This window comes from Amycolatopsis sp. NPDC114478 (assembly GCF_055633805.1).
In genome coordinates this window covers 18,105-37,232 of the sequence record NZ_JBVKDO010000044.1, presented here as the reverse complement: position 1 = coordinate 37,232, position 19,128 = coordinate 18,105, and the positions used below count along the sequence as shown (strand labels likewise).

The window sequence follows — 19,128 nt, the reverse complement described above, 5'->3', positions numbered from 1 at the left end:
AGACAGCTCCACTTCACATCCGGAGGCCTTCACCTGTCTGCGCGACAGGCCGCCACCGGTCACCTCAACTCGGGACAACGTCCCTGGACATCACAACTAGCTGAGCAGGCACACGTGCTGCTACGGCAGAGCGGTGATCTCCGTCAGATGATGAGAACACGCCCGCTCATCGGCATGACAGGATGTTCTGCATACGTGAGCTGGTTAGCAGGGATGGCGACCATGACCACGCATGATGATCTGGCGCGTCGCATCCCTAAGCCGCAGCGTTCCTCGGCGGGACCAGTGGACTGGGCGGCTCTGGAACGCGGATCGGCACAGGATTGCCCAGTGACTACAAGTGGCTGGTCGGGCACTATGGACCTGGGGTGTTCGATGATTTCTTGCACGTCCTGCAGCCGACGGCCGGTCACGAGGCGATCCGCCTCGAACACTGCATCGAACGAGTGAACCGGACGCTCGATTGCCTTCGCGGCGGGGGCGAAGAGATTCCGTTCAGCAACGATGAGCTCCTGCCGGCTGTATTGAGTGACAACGGTGACACGGTCTACTGGCGAAGGTGGCCGCGCGACGATCCCGAGCCGCCTGACCGCCCGTCGAACCCAACTGGACACAGCACTAGCGCGGGTGCCGGCTGCCGTCCGCACGGGCTTTCGCGGCGATGGCCTGGAGGGCGGCGAGGTGCCCGGCCAGGGTGTCGCGGCCGCTGTCGGTCAGGTTGAGCCAAGTGCGCGGCCTCTTGCCCACGTAACCCTTGCGCACGTCGACGTAGTCGTTCTTCGAAAGCGTGGAGATCTGTTTGGACAGTGCGGAATCGGAGAGCTGCACCGCGTCTCGCACGAACCCGAACTCCGCCCACTCGGCGGCGGAGAGCAGCGCCACGATGGCCAGTCTCGTCGGGTCCAGCAGGAGCTGGTCGAGTTCGGCCACTGCTCAGTCCTTGTCTTGCCGGCGAAGCAGCCACAGCTGGAACCTGGGGCCGAGGAAGATGATGTAGAGCCCGGCCAGCGCGCCGTACCAGATCGCGCCGTGCGGGATGTGGAGCAGCGGGACGGCAACGGCCGCGGCGATCGCCAGGCCGATGACGGGCACGACGCGCCAGATGGCGGGAGGCAGGGTCCGGCTCGACACCGCGACCGGCCGGCCGAGCAGGCTGCCGCCGATCCTGGTGCGCAGGAGGACGGCCAGCAGCAGCGCGGCGGCCAGCACGACCCAGGTCAGCCAGGGCCTCGTCACGGGAAGCAGGTCGGTGGCCACGATGTAGCCGAACACGACCAGGCCGGCGACGATCGGAATCCACCGCGCACCGAGCGCGGACACGGCCACCCGCTCCCGGCTCTCGCGGGCCGTGCGCAGTGCCGCTGCCGCTTCTTCTGGCGTCGGCTCGTTCACCGGTTCGCTCATTGCTGCCACCCCTTCGCGGCGCATAACCCTTTAGGCAAGTAATTGCCCAAGGGGAAAGCTACCAGGCACTTTCCTCTGAGGCAAGTACTTGCCTCAGGGGGGTGGAAGTGCCCCCTCTGGGGTGGCCAACGCCTCACCCACCCCGGCGAACCTAACTGGACACCGCATTAGTAGTGCTTTTCTCGTCAACGGGACGTGGCTCGGCGCGCTGACTCGGCCGCGTATGGGGGTGTCCTTGGTGCTGGCCACGGTGTTCCTCAGTGCGGCGGCAGGCGTGGTGGGCAGCATGATCGCCAAGGTCATCGACCGATAACTTTGGCAGGTCTGAGCGCCCAATTCGGATCGATGTGGGCGTTCGCTACGAAAAAGCCGTGACCGGGACGATCGTCAGGCCGTCGGTGTCGACGATGTACTCGAATTCGTCGCGGTCGGTGTTGCGGGGCCAGCAGCCATTCGGGTTCGACCAGTGCGCCTGCGGCGTAGGTGCGGGCGACGTCGCGGGAATCCGTCCACGACCAGTTGCGGCGGCGGTCGGCGACGGGTCCGCGGTAGAGCTGTTGTGCGGCCGTGGGGCGGGGAACTCGGTGTCCGTCCTCGGAGTAGCCGGCCCCGGTGAACAGCTGCCGCTAGCGGCAGCAGGTTGAACCGCCGTTCGACGGCATTGCGGCCGCGGTAGTCAACCGCGTCGAAGGCCGGTGGGCGTCCGCCGCGGGAACCGCGGCGTTTGCGATGCCCGACCTGATCGGCGGGCTCGGGGATCACGGCGGTGATGCCGCGCTCGCGCAGATGCCCGCGGATCGCGCGTGAGGAGTAGGCCTTGTCGCCGGACGCATCGACCCCGGCTAATCCGGAGGTCGAATTCTGGTCCTAAAAGGACCACAAGCGGTCTGCTGCCGAGCGGTGAACCTCTTGCCGCGCCGACGATGGTCGTCGGTCGAACTGTGCTGGTGCGAGGAGGGGACAGCCTCTTCAGCTGATCTGCGCTTTCCCGGAGTGGGTGAGCCACCTTGGCGCCTTCTGGCAGCGGCTTTCTCGCGTGTGGTGCGCTTCCTCGGCGTTTGGGCCGCCTGGGCGGAGGTGGACATCGTGCTCGGTGCATCGCGGCTGGCGCGCGGGTTCTTGCCGAAAGGCGTGGACGCCGAGGACCTGCTGATCGCGATCAAAACGGCCGCCGGCGGCGGCGCGTACGTCTCGGCGATGGTCGCCGAGATGATCGTCGAGGACCATGCTGACTGGGTGATGACCGCGGGCGAGGTCGAGCCGTCGCCGCGCGACGAGCAGGTGATGCGGCTGTTGGCGGCGGGGAGCGGGACGTCGACATCGCGCTGATCTTCGACATCGGCGTCCGGACGGAGCTGGGCTACCTCGACCGGATCCGCGACAAGACAGGTGAGCGGCGGCGACCAGACCTGGTCAAGACGGCCATCCGACGCGGGCTTCCCGACGCGCTTCGGCCTCGACGATTACGGTCAGGTAGAACGGCCCAGCGGCTGTCCGGAGCGCGTTCAACCCGTCGATCCAGCTGTTGACCTCAGTTGCCGAGACGCACCTGCGGCCCCCAGCGCACGCGGCGGATGACGGTGTCGGATGCTTTTCAGCCCTTGGCCAACCCCTCGAGCAGTGCCGCTGAGAACTCCTTCGGCTTCTCGATGTGCGGGCTGTGCCCGGTGTCGGCGATGACCACCTCGCGGTAGTCGCCGCCCGCCGCGGCGTAGCGGTCGAGGACGGCTCTGGTCTGGGTGACCATCGGCTGCGCGGGATGGGTGGCCTCGCCCGGCCAGCCGGGCACCGCGCCGAGCCGGCCGAGGTGGGCGAGGTCGAACATGGAGGTGTCGGACACGATCTGGTCGTCGGATCCCCGCACCCAGAGGATCGGGGGCTTGCGCTCGATCGCGTCGAGGTCGTCGAGGCGGAAATGGCCGGGCGCCATGGTGTTGAGCACGCCACGGGTGCCCGGCGCGACGCCCGGCCACGCGTCGGTCGTGGTGAAGTCGCCGGGGTAGTGATCGTCGCCGACCCGGGTGGTGAGCATCGACTCGACGAGGTCGTCGAGGCGCGCGGGGTGGAACGGCGGCTTGACGTAGAAGGCCAGCAGCACCTGTCGCGGGGAGAACGGCGACTCGTCCGAGGTGTCGCCGTCCTTGAGCCGGGCGACGAAGTCCGGGTTGCCGCCACCGCCACCCGAGCCGGCACCCGCCGCGTCGACCAGCTCGCCGTCCGCGCCCTTGGTGCCGCCGAAGCCGTAGGGCGAGACGGGGTTGACCAGTGTCACGGTGCGCGCGAGCGCGGGGTGCTCGCGCAGCAGCTGCAGGACCACGCCGCCGCCCATGCTCCAGCCGACCAGGTGCGCGGCGCCGACGTCCAGCGCGGCCAGCGTGGCGGCCACGTCGTCGGCGTAGTCGCGCACGCCCCGCGTCGCGTCCACCGGCAACGGATCGGTGCCGCCGAATCCGCGCAGGTCCACCGCGATCGGGCGGTACCGCCGCGGCAGGTCGAGCATCGGCTCCTGCCAGAAGGCCGAGGACGAGACGTTGCCGTGGACGAACACGACCGGTTCGCCGTGCTCCCGGCCGGCCACCTCCAGCACGCGTGTGGTCAGCCGCTCGGTCGGCACCTTGGCCGAAGTGATTCCGTCGAGGAGTGTGGTCACTGTCGTCCCTTTCACGCCAGCCAGCTCGTCACCTGGGACATCGACGCCGACGCCCAGCCCAGCTGCAAGTGGTTCACCGAACCGACCAGCGCGGTCGCGGCGAGGTGGCCGATGCCCGTGCTGTCCAACGCGCTGGCCACGAACACGATCCCGTCGCTCGGGCCCCGGTTCTCGTTGAACACGCCGACGATGCTCGGCGAGCCGCCGGCCAGCAGGTACACCGAGACGCTTGCCGGGGTGCCGGCGGACTGGATGGCGGAGATCATCGACCCGGCGTCGATCGCGGCCTGGATGCCCGTCCCGTCGGTGTAGTAGCCCTGGCCGCCGTAGTAGGTCGTGTACCAGTCCTGCTGCGAGCCGTCCACGCCGAACGCGCTGTCGAAGCGGGCCAGCATCTGCCGCTGCCCGGGGTAGGTGTCCCAGCCGGCGGTGGGGGTGATCGACAGTTCCGGGTGGTAGGTGTACGCGCCGTAGCAGGTCATCCTGGTGTGCGGGCTCGGCGCGTTGATGTTGACGCCGCACTCCGGCCAGATCGACAGGTCGTGCGCGTATCCGTGCGCGAAGGGGTAGTCGTAGCCACCGTTCGGGCCGCCGAGGGTGATCAGCTTGCGCACGTCGCCGGCGTAGGCCCGTCCCCACGGGGGCTTCACCGAGGACACGTACATCCGGGTGGACAGCTCGCCCTTGCTCCAGCCGACCAGATCGACCTGAGGCACACCCAGCCGTGACTTGATCAGCGCGATCGCGTCACCGACCTGCTGTGCCTGCTGGCGGTTTTCGCCCTGCTTGTGCGCGAAGCCGATGGCGAACACCCGGTACCCGCGCGAGCTGAGGTACTGCATCAGCCCGGTCGACGGGCACGTCGCCGAACCGCACCCGAAGCCGCCGGACTCGTTCGGATTGGCCCAGGCCCGGTCGGGATTGTCGTTGGCGCCGTGGACCAGCAGCACCGGCGTGGCTTTCGCGCCGGTCGACCACCCGGGGGCGGAGTACAGCAGGAACCGCGACGAGGACGGCTGCGCCACCCCGCCGAAGAAGGTCAGCCGCTGCCCGTCCTGGTTGCCCCGCCCGTCCGGCGGATACTGCTCATCGGCGAATCCCGGTGTGGTGTCGCGGTAGCGCTCCACCCTGTCCCACCCGTTGGCGACGGTGCCGAACGTCGCCTCGTTGGTCAGATAGGCGGGAGCGGCCGCGGCAACCGGCGGCGCCGGCGCGGCGACCTCCACACCGACGACGATGGCGGCAGCGGCCACCAGACTGAGCAGGCGCACGACGGGCTCCTCACGACACCGGGGGAACTCCGCAACTATCGGCCACCGGACGAGCCGGGGCAATGTGCGCCGGCCACGCCCCGCGCGCCTCGGACGTGGTCGTGGGCACCATATCGAGGGGTGCGGTCACGGGTCGCCGAAGGTGCTCGGTCCAGGGTGCCTCGGGTGAGGGGCGGCCGCCGCGTCGACGCCATCACGTCAGCGGCCGCGACCGCCACACCGCTCGAGGTCATGGCGCGCGCACTGGAGGTCGTCGGACACTACGTGTTCGCGAGAAGCGACGCGGCGTATCGGACCTGAGCGCCCGCCACGCTCTCGACGAGGTACGGGCGGCGACCCTGCGCTGATGCCCCGAGGTGCGGATGTTGTCGCGAGGGGCCGTGGCCCAGCGCATGGCCTGGTGCAGGGTGGTGATGAGCTTCTCGTCGTCGGCGTAGGTTGGTTCTTCGCCCATCGGCAGCCAGATCTCCGCGGCCGGGTGGTCGCCGTTGAGGTGGGACACCAGCATCCTGCTGCGAAAGGGAATGGCCGGCCGGCCGGGGTCGTGGAGGCCGACCCGGTCGGCGACCACAGCAACGTCAGCTGGGTGCCGATGCTTCCGCACGACCGCGGCGGTGTAGAGGACACCGTTGAGCCGGCAGTTGCCGCCGCCGTGCAGTTGGTGCAGCACAGGAACCGGATACTCGGGTGGCCCCTCGACTCCGGCCGGCACCGGATGGCGGGCGCATGGGCGGCGTGGGTTTGCGGCACTCGATCCCAAGCGCTGCTGGGCGCTCGGCGTCCGCGGCGGTGACCGGCCAGGCGCTCATGGCTTCTTCGTCTCGATGGCGAGGTTGAACTCTTTGACGGTGTAGCCGGCGTAGCGGTCGGCGGGTCGGGCGTGGGCCCGCAACGCTGCCAGTTGCGCGGCCGAGCGGTTGTCCTGAGCGGCTTCGTCGACCTGAGCCTTCACGGCGAAGTACCGCAGCCGACCGTCGTCGAGCTGCGCTTGCATCTCGCGTGCGTGGGTGGCCTCGGGTTCACCCCGCTCGATCATCTTCGCGATGACGTTCCGGACGTATTCCGGATGGCCCTGCTGGTATCCGCCATTGGCGCCCAGGTCGGCCGAAGGGCCTTTTGCCTCGACGATCACGTATTTGCCGTCGGCGTCCTGGTAGATCTGGTCGAAGTGGTCGGCGCCCCGGTCGGGCACGTCCACGCGCCGCAGCGGCCGAGCCTCGAACTCCGGCTGTTTGAGCCCGTCGAGCACGGCGTGGTCCGCGGCGATGTCGCCCAGCTTGTTGTTCCAGTGGTTGCTCTGCACGTCGTTGAACCCGGCCTGGTCGAATTTGTCCAGCGGGGTCGAGAAGCTGCTGTTCGGGTTGTGAATACCTTTGAGTTCTTTGTTCGCCTCATCCAGATACGACCAGATGTGGGGCCGCCCGGCGGCGAGCAGGTCGGCGTTCTCGAGCAGTTCCGCGGGCGCGCTGTCGCGCCCGCCGGTCCGCCGGCTGCCGTCCTTGTATTCGGACTTGACGTTGTCGCTCTTGGTTTTGGGCTCGTGAATCTCGAAGTCGCCGTCTTCGTTCCGGCGGAGCACGGGCAGTTCGACGCCGTCGTGCGTCGCGTCGGTCCGCTTGCGGCTGATGATCCGGTCGTTCCCCTCGCCCTGGTTCCAGTACTGGGCAAGCAGCTTCTTGGAGCCTTCGTCGTGCCGGTTGAGCCGCTCGAGGAGGTCGTCGTGAACTTTCTTACGGGCCTGTGTTTCTTCGTCACCCCGGGCGCGTGCGTCGTCGGGGTCGAGATCGTGCTTGCGGGTGCCGTCCGTGCCGGCGGCGAACCCGTCATCGCTCGCGCGGTGGGTCGAGCCGTCGGGGTGGTGGGTGTTCCACTCGCCGTCCGGGGGGATGCGGGGGCGCATCTTGCCGTCGGGGCCGATTTCGTAGTCGGTGGAGAAGACGCGGCCGTGGGAGTCGGTCCAGGCCGGTTTGGTCGGGGCCATGACTTCGGTGTCGAGTTCATGGGAGAGCCGGTGTGCGAAGTCGTTGGAACCGGCGTCGCAGCCGATCAGGCGGATCGGGCGGCCGTCGTAGTCGGCGTTGCGGCGGAGGATGTCGGCGAACTCCTCGGGCGTGTAGAGCCGGTCGCCGATCCGGGCGTGGCCGTCCGCCGTCACGTGCACGTCGACGGTGTAGCGGCCGTGCGGGTCGGGCTTCACGAGGTGCGCCAGGTCGCTCATCTTCGGATCTTCACCGTGGTACGAGGTACCCGACTGCGTGTGTTCGGAGTACTGCGTGTTGACCTCGTCCGGGGTCAGTGGCCCGGGGTCGTCGTGGGGTGGGGCACCGCCGTCCGGGTCGTGGTGGCCGGCGCTGTCGTGCGGGCCGTTTTCGTGCGGGCCGTGCCCCGACATGCTGGTGTCGGGGCCGTGCGTGCCGGGGCCGAAGCCGCGGGCCCCCGGTTCGGGGGTGTCCGGCGTGCGCGGACGTCGGGCGTCGCCGCCCGGGCTCGGGCGCCCTTCGGTCAGGTCACCGCCGGCGCGGGGACGGCCGGGGGCGTCGACGTGCGGGCTGTGCGTGCCGGCGCGACCCGGGGTGCCGGTCCAGCCAGCACCGCCGCCGGCGCGCGGCGAACCGCCGCCGAGCCCACCGCCACCGCCCGGCATGCCGCCGCCCGTCATCGGGCTGCCACCCTGCGGCGGGATACCGGACGCGGCGCCGTCCCCGCCGCGCGGCGACGGGAAGGTGCCGGGCTCGCCGGCCGGCGGGGCGGCCGGCGCGGTGCCGCTGGCGGTGGTGGCACCGTCGGTCCGCGGCGGTACGGCGCTGCTCGGGGTGTCGCCGCCGGCGTGCGAGCCGGGGGCGTCGGGCCGCGCGGAGGGCTGCGCCGGGCTGCCGCCATCGGCGTGGCTCGGCGAACCGGTGTGCGTGGGCGCCGGACCGCCGTTGCCCGAGTGGGTCGGTGCCGGACTGGATTCCGCGGCGGGCGGAGGCGTGTTGTCACCCGAGCGCACCGCCGATGGGCTGCTGCTGGGCGAACCACCACTATCACGGGCCGACGGCGAGCTGCCCCCGTCTCCCGGGTGCGACGGCGCAGAGTCCTCGCCGTGCGCGGACGGCGAGGGGCTGCTGCCTTCCGCGTGGGACAGGGAATTGTCGCCGGCGCCGGTCGGCGACGGGCTGGCATCGCCGGAGGGGGAACGCGTGCTGTCCCCGGCGCCGGTATGCGGCGTGCTGTCGCCCGAGCGCACCGCCGAGGGGCTGCTGCCGGGCGAACCACCGCCATCACGGGCCGAGGGCGAACTGTCCCCGTCTCCCGGGTGCGACGGTGCACCGTCCTCGCCGTGCGCGGACGGCGAGCCATCGCCGTCCCGGCCCGAGCCGCGCCGGGAGCCGGAGCCGGTCGTCATCGGGTCGGAGCTCGGCGAGCCCGAACCGGCGTGGCCGGGATCGCCCGAGGCGGTGGACGACGGTTCGCCGTCCCCGCTGTGCGAACCGTCGCCGCCGGAGGAACCCTCGCCATGGGCGCGCGCGTGGACTCCGCCCCCTTCCTCCTTGGGGATCTTGTGGACGAACCCGCCCTCCTTGACGTGCAACCCGTCCAGACCGCTGACCTTGCCCAGCACCTTGCCGAACACCTTCGCGATCTTCTCGAAGACGTCGACCAGCTTCGACAGCAGCGGCGAGACCTTGCGGATCGTGTCGGTCAGCTTCTTGAGCAGGTCACCGATCTTCTTGCCCCACTTGGCGATCGCCGCCGAAGCCTGGGCCACCACCACCGGCGTGCCGAACCCGAGGGAGAAGACCTCCTCCATCACCCACGCGATCAGCTTCCCCACCAAGTCCGCGATCAGCTGCCGCACCGTCTCGCGGACGAACGACACGACCTGACCCATGATCATCGTGACCGTGCTGATCGCACCGGCCACCGTCGCCGCGCCCGAAAGCGCCTCGGAATGCTCCGCCGCGAACTTGCGGTAGGCGTCCGCACCCGCGCCCGTCCAGCCGGTGGTGCCGTTCTTGACCGCGTTGTCGAAGTCGGTCTTGCGTTCCCCCAACGCTTTCGAGACGTTGCCCCAGGTGTCGGCGTAGGACTGGATCACCGGCGGGTTGCCCGCCACCGAATCCAGCATGTCCTTCAGCGGCTGGACGTGTTCCATCAGGAACGACGCCACCGACGACATCAGGTACCCGAACGGGTCGACCGCCGCCCCGGCGATCTCCCCGGCCAGGGACAGCATCCCCAGTCCGCCGGAGACCCAGTCGCCGTCCTTGATGCCGTTGAACGCGTCCATCGACGACTGGGCGATGCCGATGCCGCCCGCCCAGCCGTAACCACTGTTGCCCGCCGTCAGCGGACCCGGTCCGTTCGGGTCCTTCTCGGCGTCCGCGACCAGCGGGTTCCCCTCCGGCATCATGCACCACCCGCCGGACGGCTGTGACCACTAGCGCGGCCGCGGTGCACCGACCCCATGTGCTTCCCCTCACCACGCGGACTCCCACCGTCGTTACCGACGGCCCTCATGGTGACGGACGACGACCGTTCCGGGTTCCCTATCACGCCGGGTTACGCCGATCAGACCACCGGCGGCGCCATTCGGCGGCTGCCCAGCGCCGGCCTCACCGGCTCGTCCGCCGCCGCGGTGCCGCCGCAGTGAAGTCGGCCGTCAGCGTGGCCGCCGACACCTGGGAGCGTCCGAACGGCTGCGAATCCGTACGTTGACGTGCCATGATCCCGGCATGCCGGTCGAGGAGCGCAGCGCGTCAAGGGATTCCGATCGGCCGAAGACGTCGCCCGGTGGCAGGGTTGTCGCGCTGCGTATGGTTCTGTGCTGGCTGGGCGTGGTGGTGCTCGGCGCCGGGACGGGTCTGGGGTTCGTCAGTGCCAGCACGCTCGCGAGCGCGGCGGGGCTGGTGCTCGGCCTGCTGCTCGCCGCGGTGGCCGCGAGCGCGGTCATCATCGTCTCCGGGCGTGTGTGGCTGATGTTCCCGGTGTTCCTGGTCACTTGCCTGTACATCGTGTGCTCGGCCTTCACGTCCGTGGGATATGTGGCCGCGCACGGCACGAGGTACAGCGCGACCGCGGTCTCCTCCGAATGCCGGAAGGTCAAGGGCGGTTCCGCCTGCACGGCGCGGTTGCGCCGCCCGGACGGCACCACGCTGGACGATGCGGTGCCCGTGGGTGAACGGATGTCCGCCGGCCAGACCGTCGACGTGGTCGAAGACCCAGCCGGCATCGTGGCCACGCACCCGGCGGACGAGATGGACCCGGATGCGCTGCCGGTCGACACAATCCTCCTCGGCGCGGCGGCCGCCCTGCTCGCGGGATTGTTCGGGCTGGCCGCGGTGCTCGGTGCCCGGCGGCCGGTGCCAAGATCCGCGACCGGCCGGAAGGGCCGCGGCACCAAGGCATCCCCACGATCGTGACGAGTTCTTCGTCCGCCGGCGCGGTCACGCAGTTGGACGAGCCCAGCGCAGCCGCCCTTCAGGACCAGAATTCGACCTCCGGATTCGCTGGGGTCGGTGCGTCGGGCAACGGCTCGGGGCATCCCTTCCCCGCTGATCGTCCCAGGCGGGGAAATGCCGAGTTGATCAGTGAGGGCGAAGATGTCGGTGAAGCTGACGTGGCCGGCATCGACGACGGTCAGCCACCGCTTCCAGCCGGTGAGGTGTGACCACGTCTCCGGCCAGGTCCGGTCCGGGCCGGTGGGCGTGTGCTGGGCTCGCGCCCGACCATGAGGAAGGGGCGATTCAGCCCGGACGCCGGTGTCGGCGACCAGAACTGGCCGTCGAGGTTGACCCCGGCCAGGACCCGCCGGTCGGCGAGCAGGGCCTGCATGGCTGCGTTGCCTCCGGCGGTCAGCTGGGCCTTCGCACCGCCTTCGGCCGAGCCGAGCCGGCGGAGCACGGCGTGTTCGGCGGCGCGCAGTGCGGACTCGGCGGAAGCCAGGTCCCGCACGGTGCCGGCTTCGGGCGCGCCGGTGAGCGTCGCGACGACGCGCAGGACGTCGCGGGCGGACCGCAGGATCGCGTCGGCCGGCCGCGGGGCGTGCCAGCGGGGCGACCCGGCGTGAACGTCGTCGGTCACGGCCGGCTCCCATCGTCGGTTGCTCTGTTCGGCCGATTGTGACCGCGGACCCGGCGAATGCCCTCCCCGATGGGGGTCGTCACCGCCCGCCCGGTGCGGCAGGGTGGGGCGAGGAGAGGAGGCGCCGATGCCCGACGCGACCTTCACCCTGCCCGGAGCCGTGACGGCCTACCGCTGGGACCCCGCGGGAGCGCCGGTCGGCGTCCTGCAGCTGACCCACGGGATGGGCGAGCACGTCCGGTGCTACGACCGGGGTGGCGCGCGCGTTCGCCGAGCGCGGGTTCGTCGTCTACGGCCAGGACCACCGCGGTCACGGCGCCTCTATGGCGGCCGCGCCGGGTGACCTCGGGCCGGACGGGTGGGCGGCGCTGGTCGCCGACATCGGAGCCCTCACGTCGCGGATCCGCGACGAGCAGCCGGGACTGCCGGTCGTGGTGCTCGCGCACAGCATGGGCTCGTTCGCCGCGCAGCAGTACCTGCTCGACCACTCCGCGGACGTGGAGGCGGTGATCCTCACCGGCACGGCGGCGCTCGACGTCCTGGAGCCGGCCCTGGACCTCGACCAGCCGCTGGACCTGGCGATGTTCAACGCGCCGTTCCAGCCGCAGCGAACGGACTACGACTGGCTCAGCCGCGACGAGTCCGAAGTGGACGCATACGTCGCCGATCCGTTGTGTGGCTTCGGTATCGACACCCCCAACACCAAAGCCATGTTCGAGGGTGCCCGGCGGCTCGCCGACCCGGCGCAGGTCGTGCGGATGCGTCCGGACCTGCCGATGTATCTGGCTGTCGGTGACCAGGACCCGGTGAACGGCAACCTCGCGCTGTTCGACGTCCTGGTGCAGCGGTACCGGGACGCGGGGATCAAGGACCTGACAGTGCGGGTGTACCCCGGCGCCCGGCACGAGATCCTCAACGAGACGAACCGTGCCGAGGTCACCGGCGAAATGCTGACGTGGGTGCAAAAAGCCCTCGGCAGGCACGGCTAGCGGTACAGGTCCGCGTGCCGGGCGCGCAGCTTGTACTTGAGGATCTTGCCGCCGACGGTTTCGGGGAGTGCTTCGGCGAGGACGATCGCTTTCGGGGTCTCGTAGCCCGCGAGGCGTTCGCGGCAGTACGAGATCAGCTCGGCCTCAACGGGTTCGGTGCCCGGCCGCGGGACGACGACGGCCGTGACCGCCTCGCCCCAGTGCTCGTGCGGCAGGCCGATCACCGCTGCGCGCAGGACCGCCGGGTGTTCGTGCAGCACCGCTTCGACGCGCATGCTGGAGACGTTCTCGCCGCCGGTCTTCACGATGTCCTTGTAGCGGTCGACCATGACGCGCAAGCCGTCGTCGTCCACCACCGCCGAGTCGCCGGAGTGGAACCACCCGTCGCGGAAGGCTTCCCGGGTCGCGGCCGCGTCACGGTAGTAGCCCGCGGTCATCACCGGTGACCGGTAGACCGCTTCACCCGGCGTGCCGCGGACCGGCTCGCCGAGCTCGTCGACGACGTCCGAGGCGAGCAGGCCGCTCGGCACGCCGACGTAGTTCATCGCGGGCGCCGTGCGGGCGTGCACCTCGGGCCACGCGCTCGGCCAGAACCGGTGGCAGGCGATGGCTTCGGTCTGGCCGAAGATCCCGACCGCGACGAACCCCGGCGCGGTCCGGGCTTCGAGCCGCCGCATGAGTGCGGGGGACAGGGCGCCCCAGCCGTAGACGAGCGCCGTCAGCGAAGTCAGGTCCAGGTCCGGGTCCGCGTCGAACTCGTCGGCCAGCGCGGCCACGAACTGCGGCGAGCCGGCCCAGACCGCGGTGGCGCCGGACCGGGCGAGCGCCGCGGCGACCGGGCCGGGAGCGGGACGGCGGCCGAGCGTGAGCGTGCCGCCGGCGAAGAACGTCGAGTACGTGAACAGCGCGTCGCCGACGTGGTAGATCATCGGCAGGAACGTGCAGACCCGCAGGTCGGCCTCGTGGCGCAGGCCGCGCGTGAGCGAGAGCGCGAAGTTGAGCCCGGCCAGGTGGACGTAGCTGTGCGACAGCATCACGCCCTTCGGCAGCGCGGTGGTGCCGGAAGTGAACAGCAGCTGGAAGATGTCGTCGCCGTGGATCTCGACGTCCGGCTCGGACGTCGGCTGCCCGTCGAGGAACTCGCCGAACGCGGGGCTGCCCGCCACCGGGCCGCCGCCGACCGTGATGGTGGCGCCGACGCGCAGGTCCGCGACACCTTCCAGCCGTGGCCAGAGTTCCGCGTCGACGATCGCCAGCCGTGGCTCGGTCAGGCGGACGAGGTGGGCGAGGACGTCGGGGGCGAGGCCCGGGTTCAGCGGGACGGCGACCATGCCCGCCTTGGCGATCCCGATCTTGGCCAGGAACGCCTCGACGGTGTTCTCGCAGAACAGCAGCACGCGGTCGCCGGGAGCCAGGCCCGTCGCGGCCAGTGCGTGGGCGAGCTGGTTGGCGGCCTCGTCGGCCTGCCGGTAGGTGACCGTCGCGAATCGCTCTTCACCATGGGCGCCGTCGGCCGAGGCGAGCGCGACCTGGTCCGGGCGGCTCCAGGTGAGGCGTTCGAAGACGTCGCCGATCGACGTCCGTTCCCAGCGGTGCACGGCGCGGCGGCCGCGCAGCGTCTCGACGTCGACCAGGGTTGCGGTGTGCTCGGTCGCGGTCATACCGATGCTCCTTCGCCGTCGATCCCGCCGACCAGCATGCCGTGACCCAGGTCACCGACGCAAGAAGATAGTTATTCGCCATTCACTGACGTCGTCGGTGCCCGCGAGACTCCCAGACAGGCGTGCGCCATCTCGTCCAGCAGTTCGGCGAGCCGCTCGGGCGCGAGTCCGCTGCGGAAGAAGAGGGTGGACTGCACTGCGCCGATCGCCGCGTGCACGGCCAGCCGCAGCTCGCCGTCGGCGAGCTCGGGCCGCAGCGGGGCGAGCACGTGGACCCAGTCCTCGATGTAGTGCCGCTGCAACCTCCGCAGCCGTCGCCGCTCGTCTTCGGGGAGGTTGTGGATCTCGCGGTGGTAGACCGCGAGCACGGTGCGGTCTTCGATGGCGACCTGGACGTGGTCCCGGATCAGGCCGGACAGGGCGGTCCGGTCGTCCGGTCCGGCCGCGAGGATCGCCGCGGCCCCGTCCTGCAGGCGGCCCATCACGCGGTCGAGCAGCGCGACCAGGATGGCGTCCTTGTTCTCGAAGTGCCGGTAGACGCCGGAGCCCACGATGCCGGCCTCCGCCCCGATGTCGGCCATGCCGATCGCGTGGAACCCCCGCCGGGCGGTGAGCTCGGCGGCGGCGGTCAGGATCCGCTCCCGCCGTTCGGGGTCGCGCTTGCGGCGCGTGGCCGGAGAGGGTGCCGTCATCTTGTCATCCTCGCAGACGGGCGCTACGGTGCGCTATTAGTGAATAGTAAATCACTAAGGAGCGTCGGTGTGGACGTGCTCGAGAGCGATGAGACCCGTGACCTCCGGGCCGCGGTGGCCGCCATCGCGGCCCCCTTCGGCGGCCGCTACTACGTCGAGCACGCCCGCGAAGGCCGGGAATGCACCGAGCTGTGGCACGCGCTGGGCGACGCGGGGTTCATCGGCGTCAACATCCCCGAGGAGTACGGCGGGGGCGGCCGCGGCCTGGCCGAACTGACCATCGTCATCGAGGAAAGCGCGGCGCAGGGCGCGCCGATCCTGCTCCTGCTGGTCACCGAAGCGATTTCAGCCGAGGTGCTCACCGAGTTCGGGACGCCGGAGCAGCGCAAGGAGTGGCTCCCGGGCCTGGCGAGCGGCCGTCAGAAGGTCGTCTTCGCCATCACCGAGCCCGACGCCGGTTCCAACACCCACAAACTGGCCACCACCGGCCGCCGCGACGGCGACGAGTGGGTGGTCGACGGCGAGAAGTACTACATCTCCGGCGTCGACACCGCGGACGCGCTGCTGCTCGTGGCCCGCACCGGACGCGATCCCGACGGCACGGCCCGGCTCTCGCTGTTCCTGGTGCCGGTGGACGCGCCCGGCCTCACGGTGACGCCGCTGCCGGTCGACGTCATGCTCCCGGAGAAGCAGTTCACCCTGCGCTTCGACGGCGTGCGGCTGCCCGCGACGGCACTGGTCGGCGACGAAGGCGCGGGGTTCCGGCAGGTCTTCCACGGCCTCAACCCCGAACGCATCACCGGCGCCGCGCTCTGCGTCGGCATCGCGCGCTACGCCCTCGACGTCGCGAGCCGGTACGCGAAGGACCGCACGGTGTGGGACCGGCCGATCGGCGCGCACCAAGGGGTCGCCCACAGCCTCGCCAAGGCGAAGATCGAAACCGAGCTGGCCGCCCTGATGACGCACCGCGCGGCCGCCCTGCACGACCGCGGGCTGCCCGCGGGCGAGGCGTCGAACATGGCCAAGTACGCCGCCGCGGAGGCCGCGCTGGCCGCCGTCGACGCCGCGATCCAGACCCACGGCGGCAACGGCGTCTCGGCGGACTTCGGGCTGCTGCCGTACTGGGGGCTGGCCCGGTTGCTCCGGATCGCCCCGGTAAACCGCGAAATGATCCTCAACTTCGTCGCGCAGCACAGCCTCGGGCTGCCCCGGTCCTATTAGGAGGACTGATGACGGACCACAACCTCGTCCACCGAGTCAACGTCGGCGACGCGCTGACCCGCGTCGCGTTCGCCCGGCCGGAAACCCCGGCTGTCGTCGACGGCGACCGCCGCTGGACCTACGGCGAGTTCGACGCGTGGGTCAACCGGCTCGCCCACGGCCTCACCGACCGCGGCTACACCACCGGTGACGTGCTCGCCCTCGCCTCGGCCAACAGCGCCGAGTTCCTCGCCGTCTACTACGCCTGCGCGAAGCTCGGGCTCGTCTGCGTCCCGATCAACCTGGGCTGGCGCGGCGACGAAGTCGCCTACGTGCTCGGCCATTCGAAGGCCCGCGGCATCGTCGTGGAGCGCCAGCTCGCCGACGCCATCGGGACCGCGGTGGCGCAGGTACCCGCGGTGGCCGACGTGATCCTCGCGCCCGGCACCGGCGGGGAGGCCGCGGGGCTGGACTTCGACGACGTGCTCTCCGACAACACGACGACGCCAGAGGTGGTTGTCGAGGACCGCGCCCCACTGTCCTATTTGTACACATCCGGGACCACCGCGGCGCCGAAGGGTGTCGTCGGGACGCACCTGGCGATCCACCTGGAGTCGATGTCGGCCGCGCTCGACTCCGGCTGGTCCGCCGCGGACCGGTTCATCGCGATGATGCCGATGTTCCACACCGCGCAGCTGAACGCCTTCTGCACGCCCGCGGTCGTCGTCGGCGCGACGATCTTCGTCCACCGCGGGTTCGATCCGGAGCGGTTCCTGGCCACGATCGAACGCGAGCGGATCACCCAGGTCTTCGGCCTGCCGATGATGTACCGCGCGGCCCTCGAGCACCCGTCCTTCGCCGGCCGCGACCTCTCCTCGTTGCGGCGCGCGGTCTACGCGATGGCGCCGATGCCCGAAGCGCAGATCAAGGCGTGCCTCGACGGGTTCCGCTGCGACTTCGCGCTGCTGTTCGGCCAGACCGAGATGAGCCCGATCACGACGTTGTTCCGGCCCGAGCACCAGCTTTCGCACGTCGGCGCGGTCGGCACGCCGCTGACCGGCGTCCAGGTCGGGATCATGGACCCGGACGGGAGCCTGCTGCCGCGAGGCGAGCAGGGCGAGATCGTCTACCGGGCGCCGTCGACGATGCAGGAGTACTTGCGCAACCCCGAGGCGACGGCGGAAGCCTTCCGACACGGCTGGTTCCACTCCGGTGACGTCGGGTGGTTCGGGCCGGACGGGGTGCTGTGGTTCGCCGACCGGTACAAGGACGTCATCAAGACCGGCGGCGAGAACGTCGCCTCGATCGAGGTCGAGCGCGCGGTCTACGACGCCGAGCCGAACGTCGCCGAGGTCGTCGTGGTCGGACTGCCCCACGAGCGGTGGACCGAGGCCATCACGGCGGTGGTCGTGCCGAAGCCGGGGGAGCGGATCGACGCCGACGACCTGCGGCTCCGGCTGAAGGACCGGCTCGACGGCTACAAAGTCCCCAAGGCCGTGATCGTCGCCGACGAGCTGCCGCGCACGTCGACGGGGAAGATCCAGAAGAACCTGGTCCGGGAGCGGCACGCCGGGCACTACGGGGGAACCGCATGACCGTCCTCAAGTCCCTGCTCGACGTCTCCGCCGAGAGCTACGCGACCAACCGCAAAGCGCAACTGGAAGCCCTGGACCGGCTGGAGGAGCAGCTGGAGCTGGCCATCGGAGGTGGTGGCGAGCGCTACGTCCAGCGGCACCGCGACCGCGGGAAGCTCCCGGTCCGCGAACGGCTCGAGCTGCTGCTCGACCCGGACAGCCCCTTCCTCGAGCTCTCCGCGCTCGCCGCGTGGGGCACCGACTTCACGGTCGGCGCCTCGGTGCTCACCGGCATCGGCGTGGTGTCCGATGTGGAGTGTGTGGTCATCGGCCACGACCCGACCGTCCGCGGCGGGGCGATGAACCCGTACTCACTGCGGAAGACGTTGCGCGCGTTGGAGATCGCGCGCGTCAACCGGCTCCCGGTGATCAACCTCGTCGAGTCCGGCGGGGCCGACCTGCCCACGCAGGCCGACCTGTTCGTGCCCGCCGGGCGGATCTTCCACGAGCTGACCGAGCTGTCCTCGATGGGCGTCCCGACGCTGGCGATCGTCTTCGGCAACTCGACGGCGGGCGGCGCGTACGTGCCCGGCATGTGCGACTACGCGGTGCTGGTCGACCGCCAGGCCAAGGTGTTCCTCGGCGGTCCGCCGCTCGTCAAGATGGCCACCGGGGAGGAGGCCGACGACGAGTCCCTCGGCGGCGCGGACATGCATTCCCGCGTCTCGGGCCTCTCGGACTACTTCGCGGTGGACGAGCTCGACGCGATCCGGCTGGGCCGGCGGGTCATCTCCCGGATCAACTGGCGCAAGCTCGGCCCGGCTCCCCGCCGGAACCCCGAGCCGCCGCGCTACGACCCCGAGGAGATCCTCGGCATCGTGCCGCCGGACACCAAGGTGCCCTTCGACCCGCGCGAGATCCTCGCCCGCACCGTCGACGGCTCCGACTTCGACGAGTACAAGCCGCTCTACGGCACCTCGCTGGTCACCGGCTGGGCGAGCATCCACGGGTATCCGGTCGGCGTGCTCGCCAACCACCGCGGCGTGCTATTCAGCGAGGAGGCCAAGAAGGCCAGCGAGTTCATCCTGCTCGCCAACCAGACCGACGTCCCGCTGGTGTTCCTGCAGAACACGACCGGCTACATGGTCGGCACGCAGTACGAGCAGGGCGGGATCATCAAGGACGGCGCCAAGATGATCAACGCCGTCACCAACAGCACGGTGCCGCACCTGACCGTCAACATGGCGTCTTCGTTCGGCGCGGGCAACTACGGCATGTCCGGCCGGGCCTACGACCCGCGGCTGATGTTCGCGTGGCCGGGCGCGAAGCTCGCGGTGATGGGCGCGGCCCAGCTCGCCGGGGTGATGTCGATCGTCGGACGCGCTTCGGCGGCCTCGCAGGGCCGTGAGTTCGACGAAGAAGCCGACCGGAAGCGCACGGCGGCGATCGAGAGCCAGATCGAAAGCGAGTCGCACGCCTTCGCCGTCACCGCACGGCTCTACGACGACGGCATCGTCGACCCCCGCGACACCCGCGACGTGCTGGGCATGTCGCTGTCCGCCGTCCACTCCAACCGCGTCGAGGGCCGGCGTGGCTTCGGCGTCTTCCGGATGTGAGGCCG

16 protein-coding genes are annotated in these 19,128 nt (G+C 70.5%); 7 read left to right on the top strand and 9 right to left on the bottom strand.

Features of this window, described 5'->3' with window-relative positions; translation table 11 throughout:
• Positions 1-618: 618 nt before the first annotated feature.
• Together ACZ7OH_RS50970 and ACZ7OH_RS50965 are read right to left on the bottom strand one after the other, a co-directional pair.
• Positions 619-930: a winged helix-turn-helix domain-containing protein gene (locus tag ACZ7OH_RS50970; protein WP_470287570.1), complete on the bottom strand. Its 312-nt coding sequence runs from the start codon at positions 928-930 to the stop codon at positions 619-621.
• A gap of 3 nt (positions 931-933) precedes the next feature.
• Complete coding sequence (locus ACZ7OH_RS50965) at positions 934-1,404, bottom strand: hypothetical protein (protein WP_470287569.1); 471 nt, start codon at positions 1,402-1,404, stop codon at positions 934-936.
• 1,077 nt (positions 1,405-2,481) lie between these two features.
• Between ACZ7OH_RS50965 and ACZ7OH_RS50960 the strand changes: the two genes are divergently transcribed.
• Positions 2,482-2,733, top strand: a complete 252-nt coding sequence (locus ACZ7OH_RS50960) for a hypothetical protein (protein WP_470287568.1) — start codon at positions 2,482-2,484, stop codon at positions 2,731-2,733.
• 265 nt (positions 2,734-2,998) lie between these two features.
• Here the strand turns inward: ACZ7OH_RS50960 and ACZ7OH_RS50955 are convergent, their stop codons facing one another.
• From ACZ7OH_RS50955 to ACZ7OH_RS50940, 4 genes are all read right to left on the bottom strand, one after another.
• Positions 2,999-4,054 (bottom strand): alpha/beta fold hydrolase, encoded by a 1,056-nt coding sequence (locus ACZ7OH_RS50955; protein ID WP_470287567.1) that lies wholly within the window; start codon positions 4,052-4,054, stop codon positions 2,999-3,001.
• Positions 4,055-4,065: 11 nt separating this feature from the next.
• A complete protein-coding gene (locus ACZ7OH_RS50950) occupies positions 4,066-5,325 on the bottom strand; it encodes an esterase/lipase family protein (protein ID WP_470287566.1) in 1,260 nt (419 codons plus the stop codon).
• Positions 5,326-5,554: 229 nt separating this feature from the next.
• Entirely contained in the window at positions 5,555-5,995 is a 441-nt protein-coding gene (locus tag ACZ7OH_RS50945; protein ID WP_470287565.1) for a hypothetical protein, read from the bottom strand.
• A gap of 135 nt (positions 5,996-6,130) precedes the next feature.
• Positions 6,131-9,718: a hypothetical protein gene (locus tag ACZ7OH_RS50940; protein ID WP_470287564.1), complete on the bottom strand. Its 3,588-nt coding sequence runs from the start codon at positions 9,716-9,718 to the stop codon at positions 6,131-6,133.
• Between the two features lie 108 nt (positions 9,719-9,826).
• Here ACZ7OH_RS50940 and ACZ7OH_RS50935 point away from each other — a divergent pair, with 108 nt between their 5' ends.
• Together ACZ7OH_RS50935 and ACZ7OH_RS50930 are read left to right on the top strand one after the other, a co-directional pair.
• Positions 9,827-9,961 (top strand): hypothetical protein, encoded by a 135-nt coding sequence (locus ACZ7OH_RS50935; RefSeq protein ID WP_470287563.1) that lies wholly within the window; start codon positions 9,827-9,829, stop codon positions 9,959-9,961.
• An 82-nt stretch (positions 9,962-10,043) separates the two neighbouring features.
• On the top strand, positions 10,044-10,730 hold the full coding sequence (locus ACZ7OH_RS50930) for a hypothetical protein (protein WP_470287562.1): 687 nt from the start codon (positions 10,044-10,046) through the stop codon (positions 10,728-10,730).
• Between the two features lie 217 nt (positions 10,731-10,947).
• Here ACZ7OH_RS50930 and ACZ7OH_RS50925 read toward each other — a convergent pair whose 3' ends face one another.
• Positions 10,948-11,391, bottom strand: coding sequence for a hypothetical protein (locus ACZ7OH_RS50925; RefSeq protein WP_470287561.1), 444 nt, complete (start codon positions 11,389-11,391; stop codon positions 10,948-10,950).
• 254 nt (positions 11,392-11,645) lie between these two features.
• Here ACZ7OH_RS50925 and ACZ7OH_RS50920 point away from each other — a divergent pair, with 254 nt between their 5' ends.
• On the top strand, positions 11,646-12,380 hold the full coding sequence (locus tag ACZ7OH_RS50920) for an alpha/beta fold hydrolase (protein WP_470287560.1): 735 nt from the start codon (positions 11,646-11,648) through the stop codon (positions 12,378-12,380).
• Here ACZ7OH_RS50920 and ACZ7OH_RS50915 read toward each other — a convergent pair.
• Positions 12,377-14,041 (bottom strand): AMP-binding protein, encoded by a 1,665-nt coding sequence (locus ACZ7OH_RS50915; RefSeq protein WP_470287559.1) that lies wholly within the window; start codon positions 14,039-14,041, stop codon positions 12,377-12,379. The genes ACZ7OH_RS50920 and ACZ7OH_RS50915 overlap by 4 nt on opposite strands.
• Before the next feature lie 71 nt (positions 14,042-14,112).
• Positions 14,113-14,733 carry a TetR/AcrR family transcriptional regulator gene (locus ACZ7OH_RS50910; RefSeq protein ID WP_470287558.1) on the bottom strand — a complete coding sequence of 207 codons (621 nt, stop codon included), beginning with the start codon at positions 14,731-14,733 and terminating at the stop codon, positions 14,113-14,115.
• 69 nt (positions 14,734-14,802) lie between these two features.
• Here ACZ7OH_RS50910 and ACZ7OH_RS50905 point away from each other — a divergent pair, with 69 nt between their 5' ends.
• The 3 genes from ACZ7OH_RS50905 to ACZ7OH_RS50895 are packed head-to-tail and all read left to right on the top strand — an operon-like array spanning position 14,803 to position 19,123.
• A complete protein-coding gene (locus ACZ7OH_RS50905; RefSeq protein WP_470287557.1) occupies positions 14,803-15,954 on the top strand; it encodes an acyl-CoA dehydrogenase family protein in 1,152 nt (383 codons plus the stop codon).
• Between the two features lie 8 nt (positions 15,955-15,962).
• Positions 15,963-17,528, top strand: a complete 1,566-nt coding sequence (locus tag ACZ7OH_RS50900; protein WP_470287556.1) for an AMP-binding protein — start codon at positions 15,963-15,965, stop codon at positions 17,526-17,528.
• Positions 17,525-19,123 carry an acyl-CoA carboxylase subunit beta gene (locus tag ACZ7OH_RS50895; RefSeq protein WP_470287555.1) on the top strand — a complete coding sequence of 533 codons (1,599 nt, stop codon included), beginning with the start codon at positions 17,525-17,527 and terminating at the stop codon, positions 19,121-19,123. The genes ACZ7OH_RS50900 and ACZ7OH_RS50895 overlap by 4 nt, the downstream gene beginning before the upstream one ends.
• The last annotated feature ends 5 nt before the right edge of the window (positions 19,124-19,128 follow it).

What these genes read in the sequence shown, in the direction of transcription:
- ACZ7OH_RS50965 (WP_470287569.1), bottom strand. Translation starts at nt 1,404, where the DNA reads ATGAGCGAACCGGTGAACGAGCCGACGCCAGAAGAAGCGGCAGCGGCA.
- ACZ7OH_RS50940 (WP_470287564.1), bottom strand. Translation starts at nt 9,718, where the DNA reads ATGCCGGAGGGGAACCCGCTGGTCGCGGACGCCGAGAAGGACCCGAAC.
- ACZ7OH_RS50935 (WP_470287563.1), top strand. Translation starts at nt 9,827, where the DNA reads ATGGTGACGGACGACGACCGTTCCGGGTTCCCTATCACGCCGGGTTAC.
- ACZ7OH_RS50930 (WP_470287562.1), top strand. Translation starts at nt 10,044, where the DNA reads ATGCCGGTCGAGGAGCGCAGCGCGTCAAGGGATTCCGATCGGCCGAAG.
- ACZ7OH_RS50915 (WP_470287559.1), bottom strand. Translation starts at nt 14,041, where the DNA reads ATGACCGCGACCGAGCACACCGCAACCCTGGTCGACGTCGAGACGCTG.
- ACZ7OH_RS50910 (WP_470287558.1), bottom strand. Translation starts at nt 14,733, where the DNA reads ATGACGGCACCCTCTCCGGCCACGCGCCGCAAGCGCGACCCCGAACGG.
- ACZ7OH_RS50900 (WP_470287556.1), top strand. Translation starts at nt 15,963, where the DNA reads ATGACGGACCACAACCTCGTCCACCGAGTCAACGTCGGCGACGCGCTG.
- ACZ7OH_RS50895 (WP_470287555.1), top strand. Translation starts at nt 17,525, where the DNA reads ATGACCGTCCTCAAGTCCCTGCTCGACGTCTCCGCCGAGAGCTACGCG.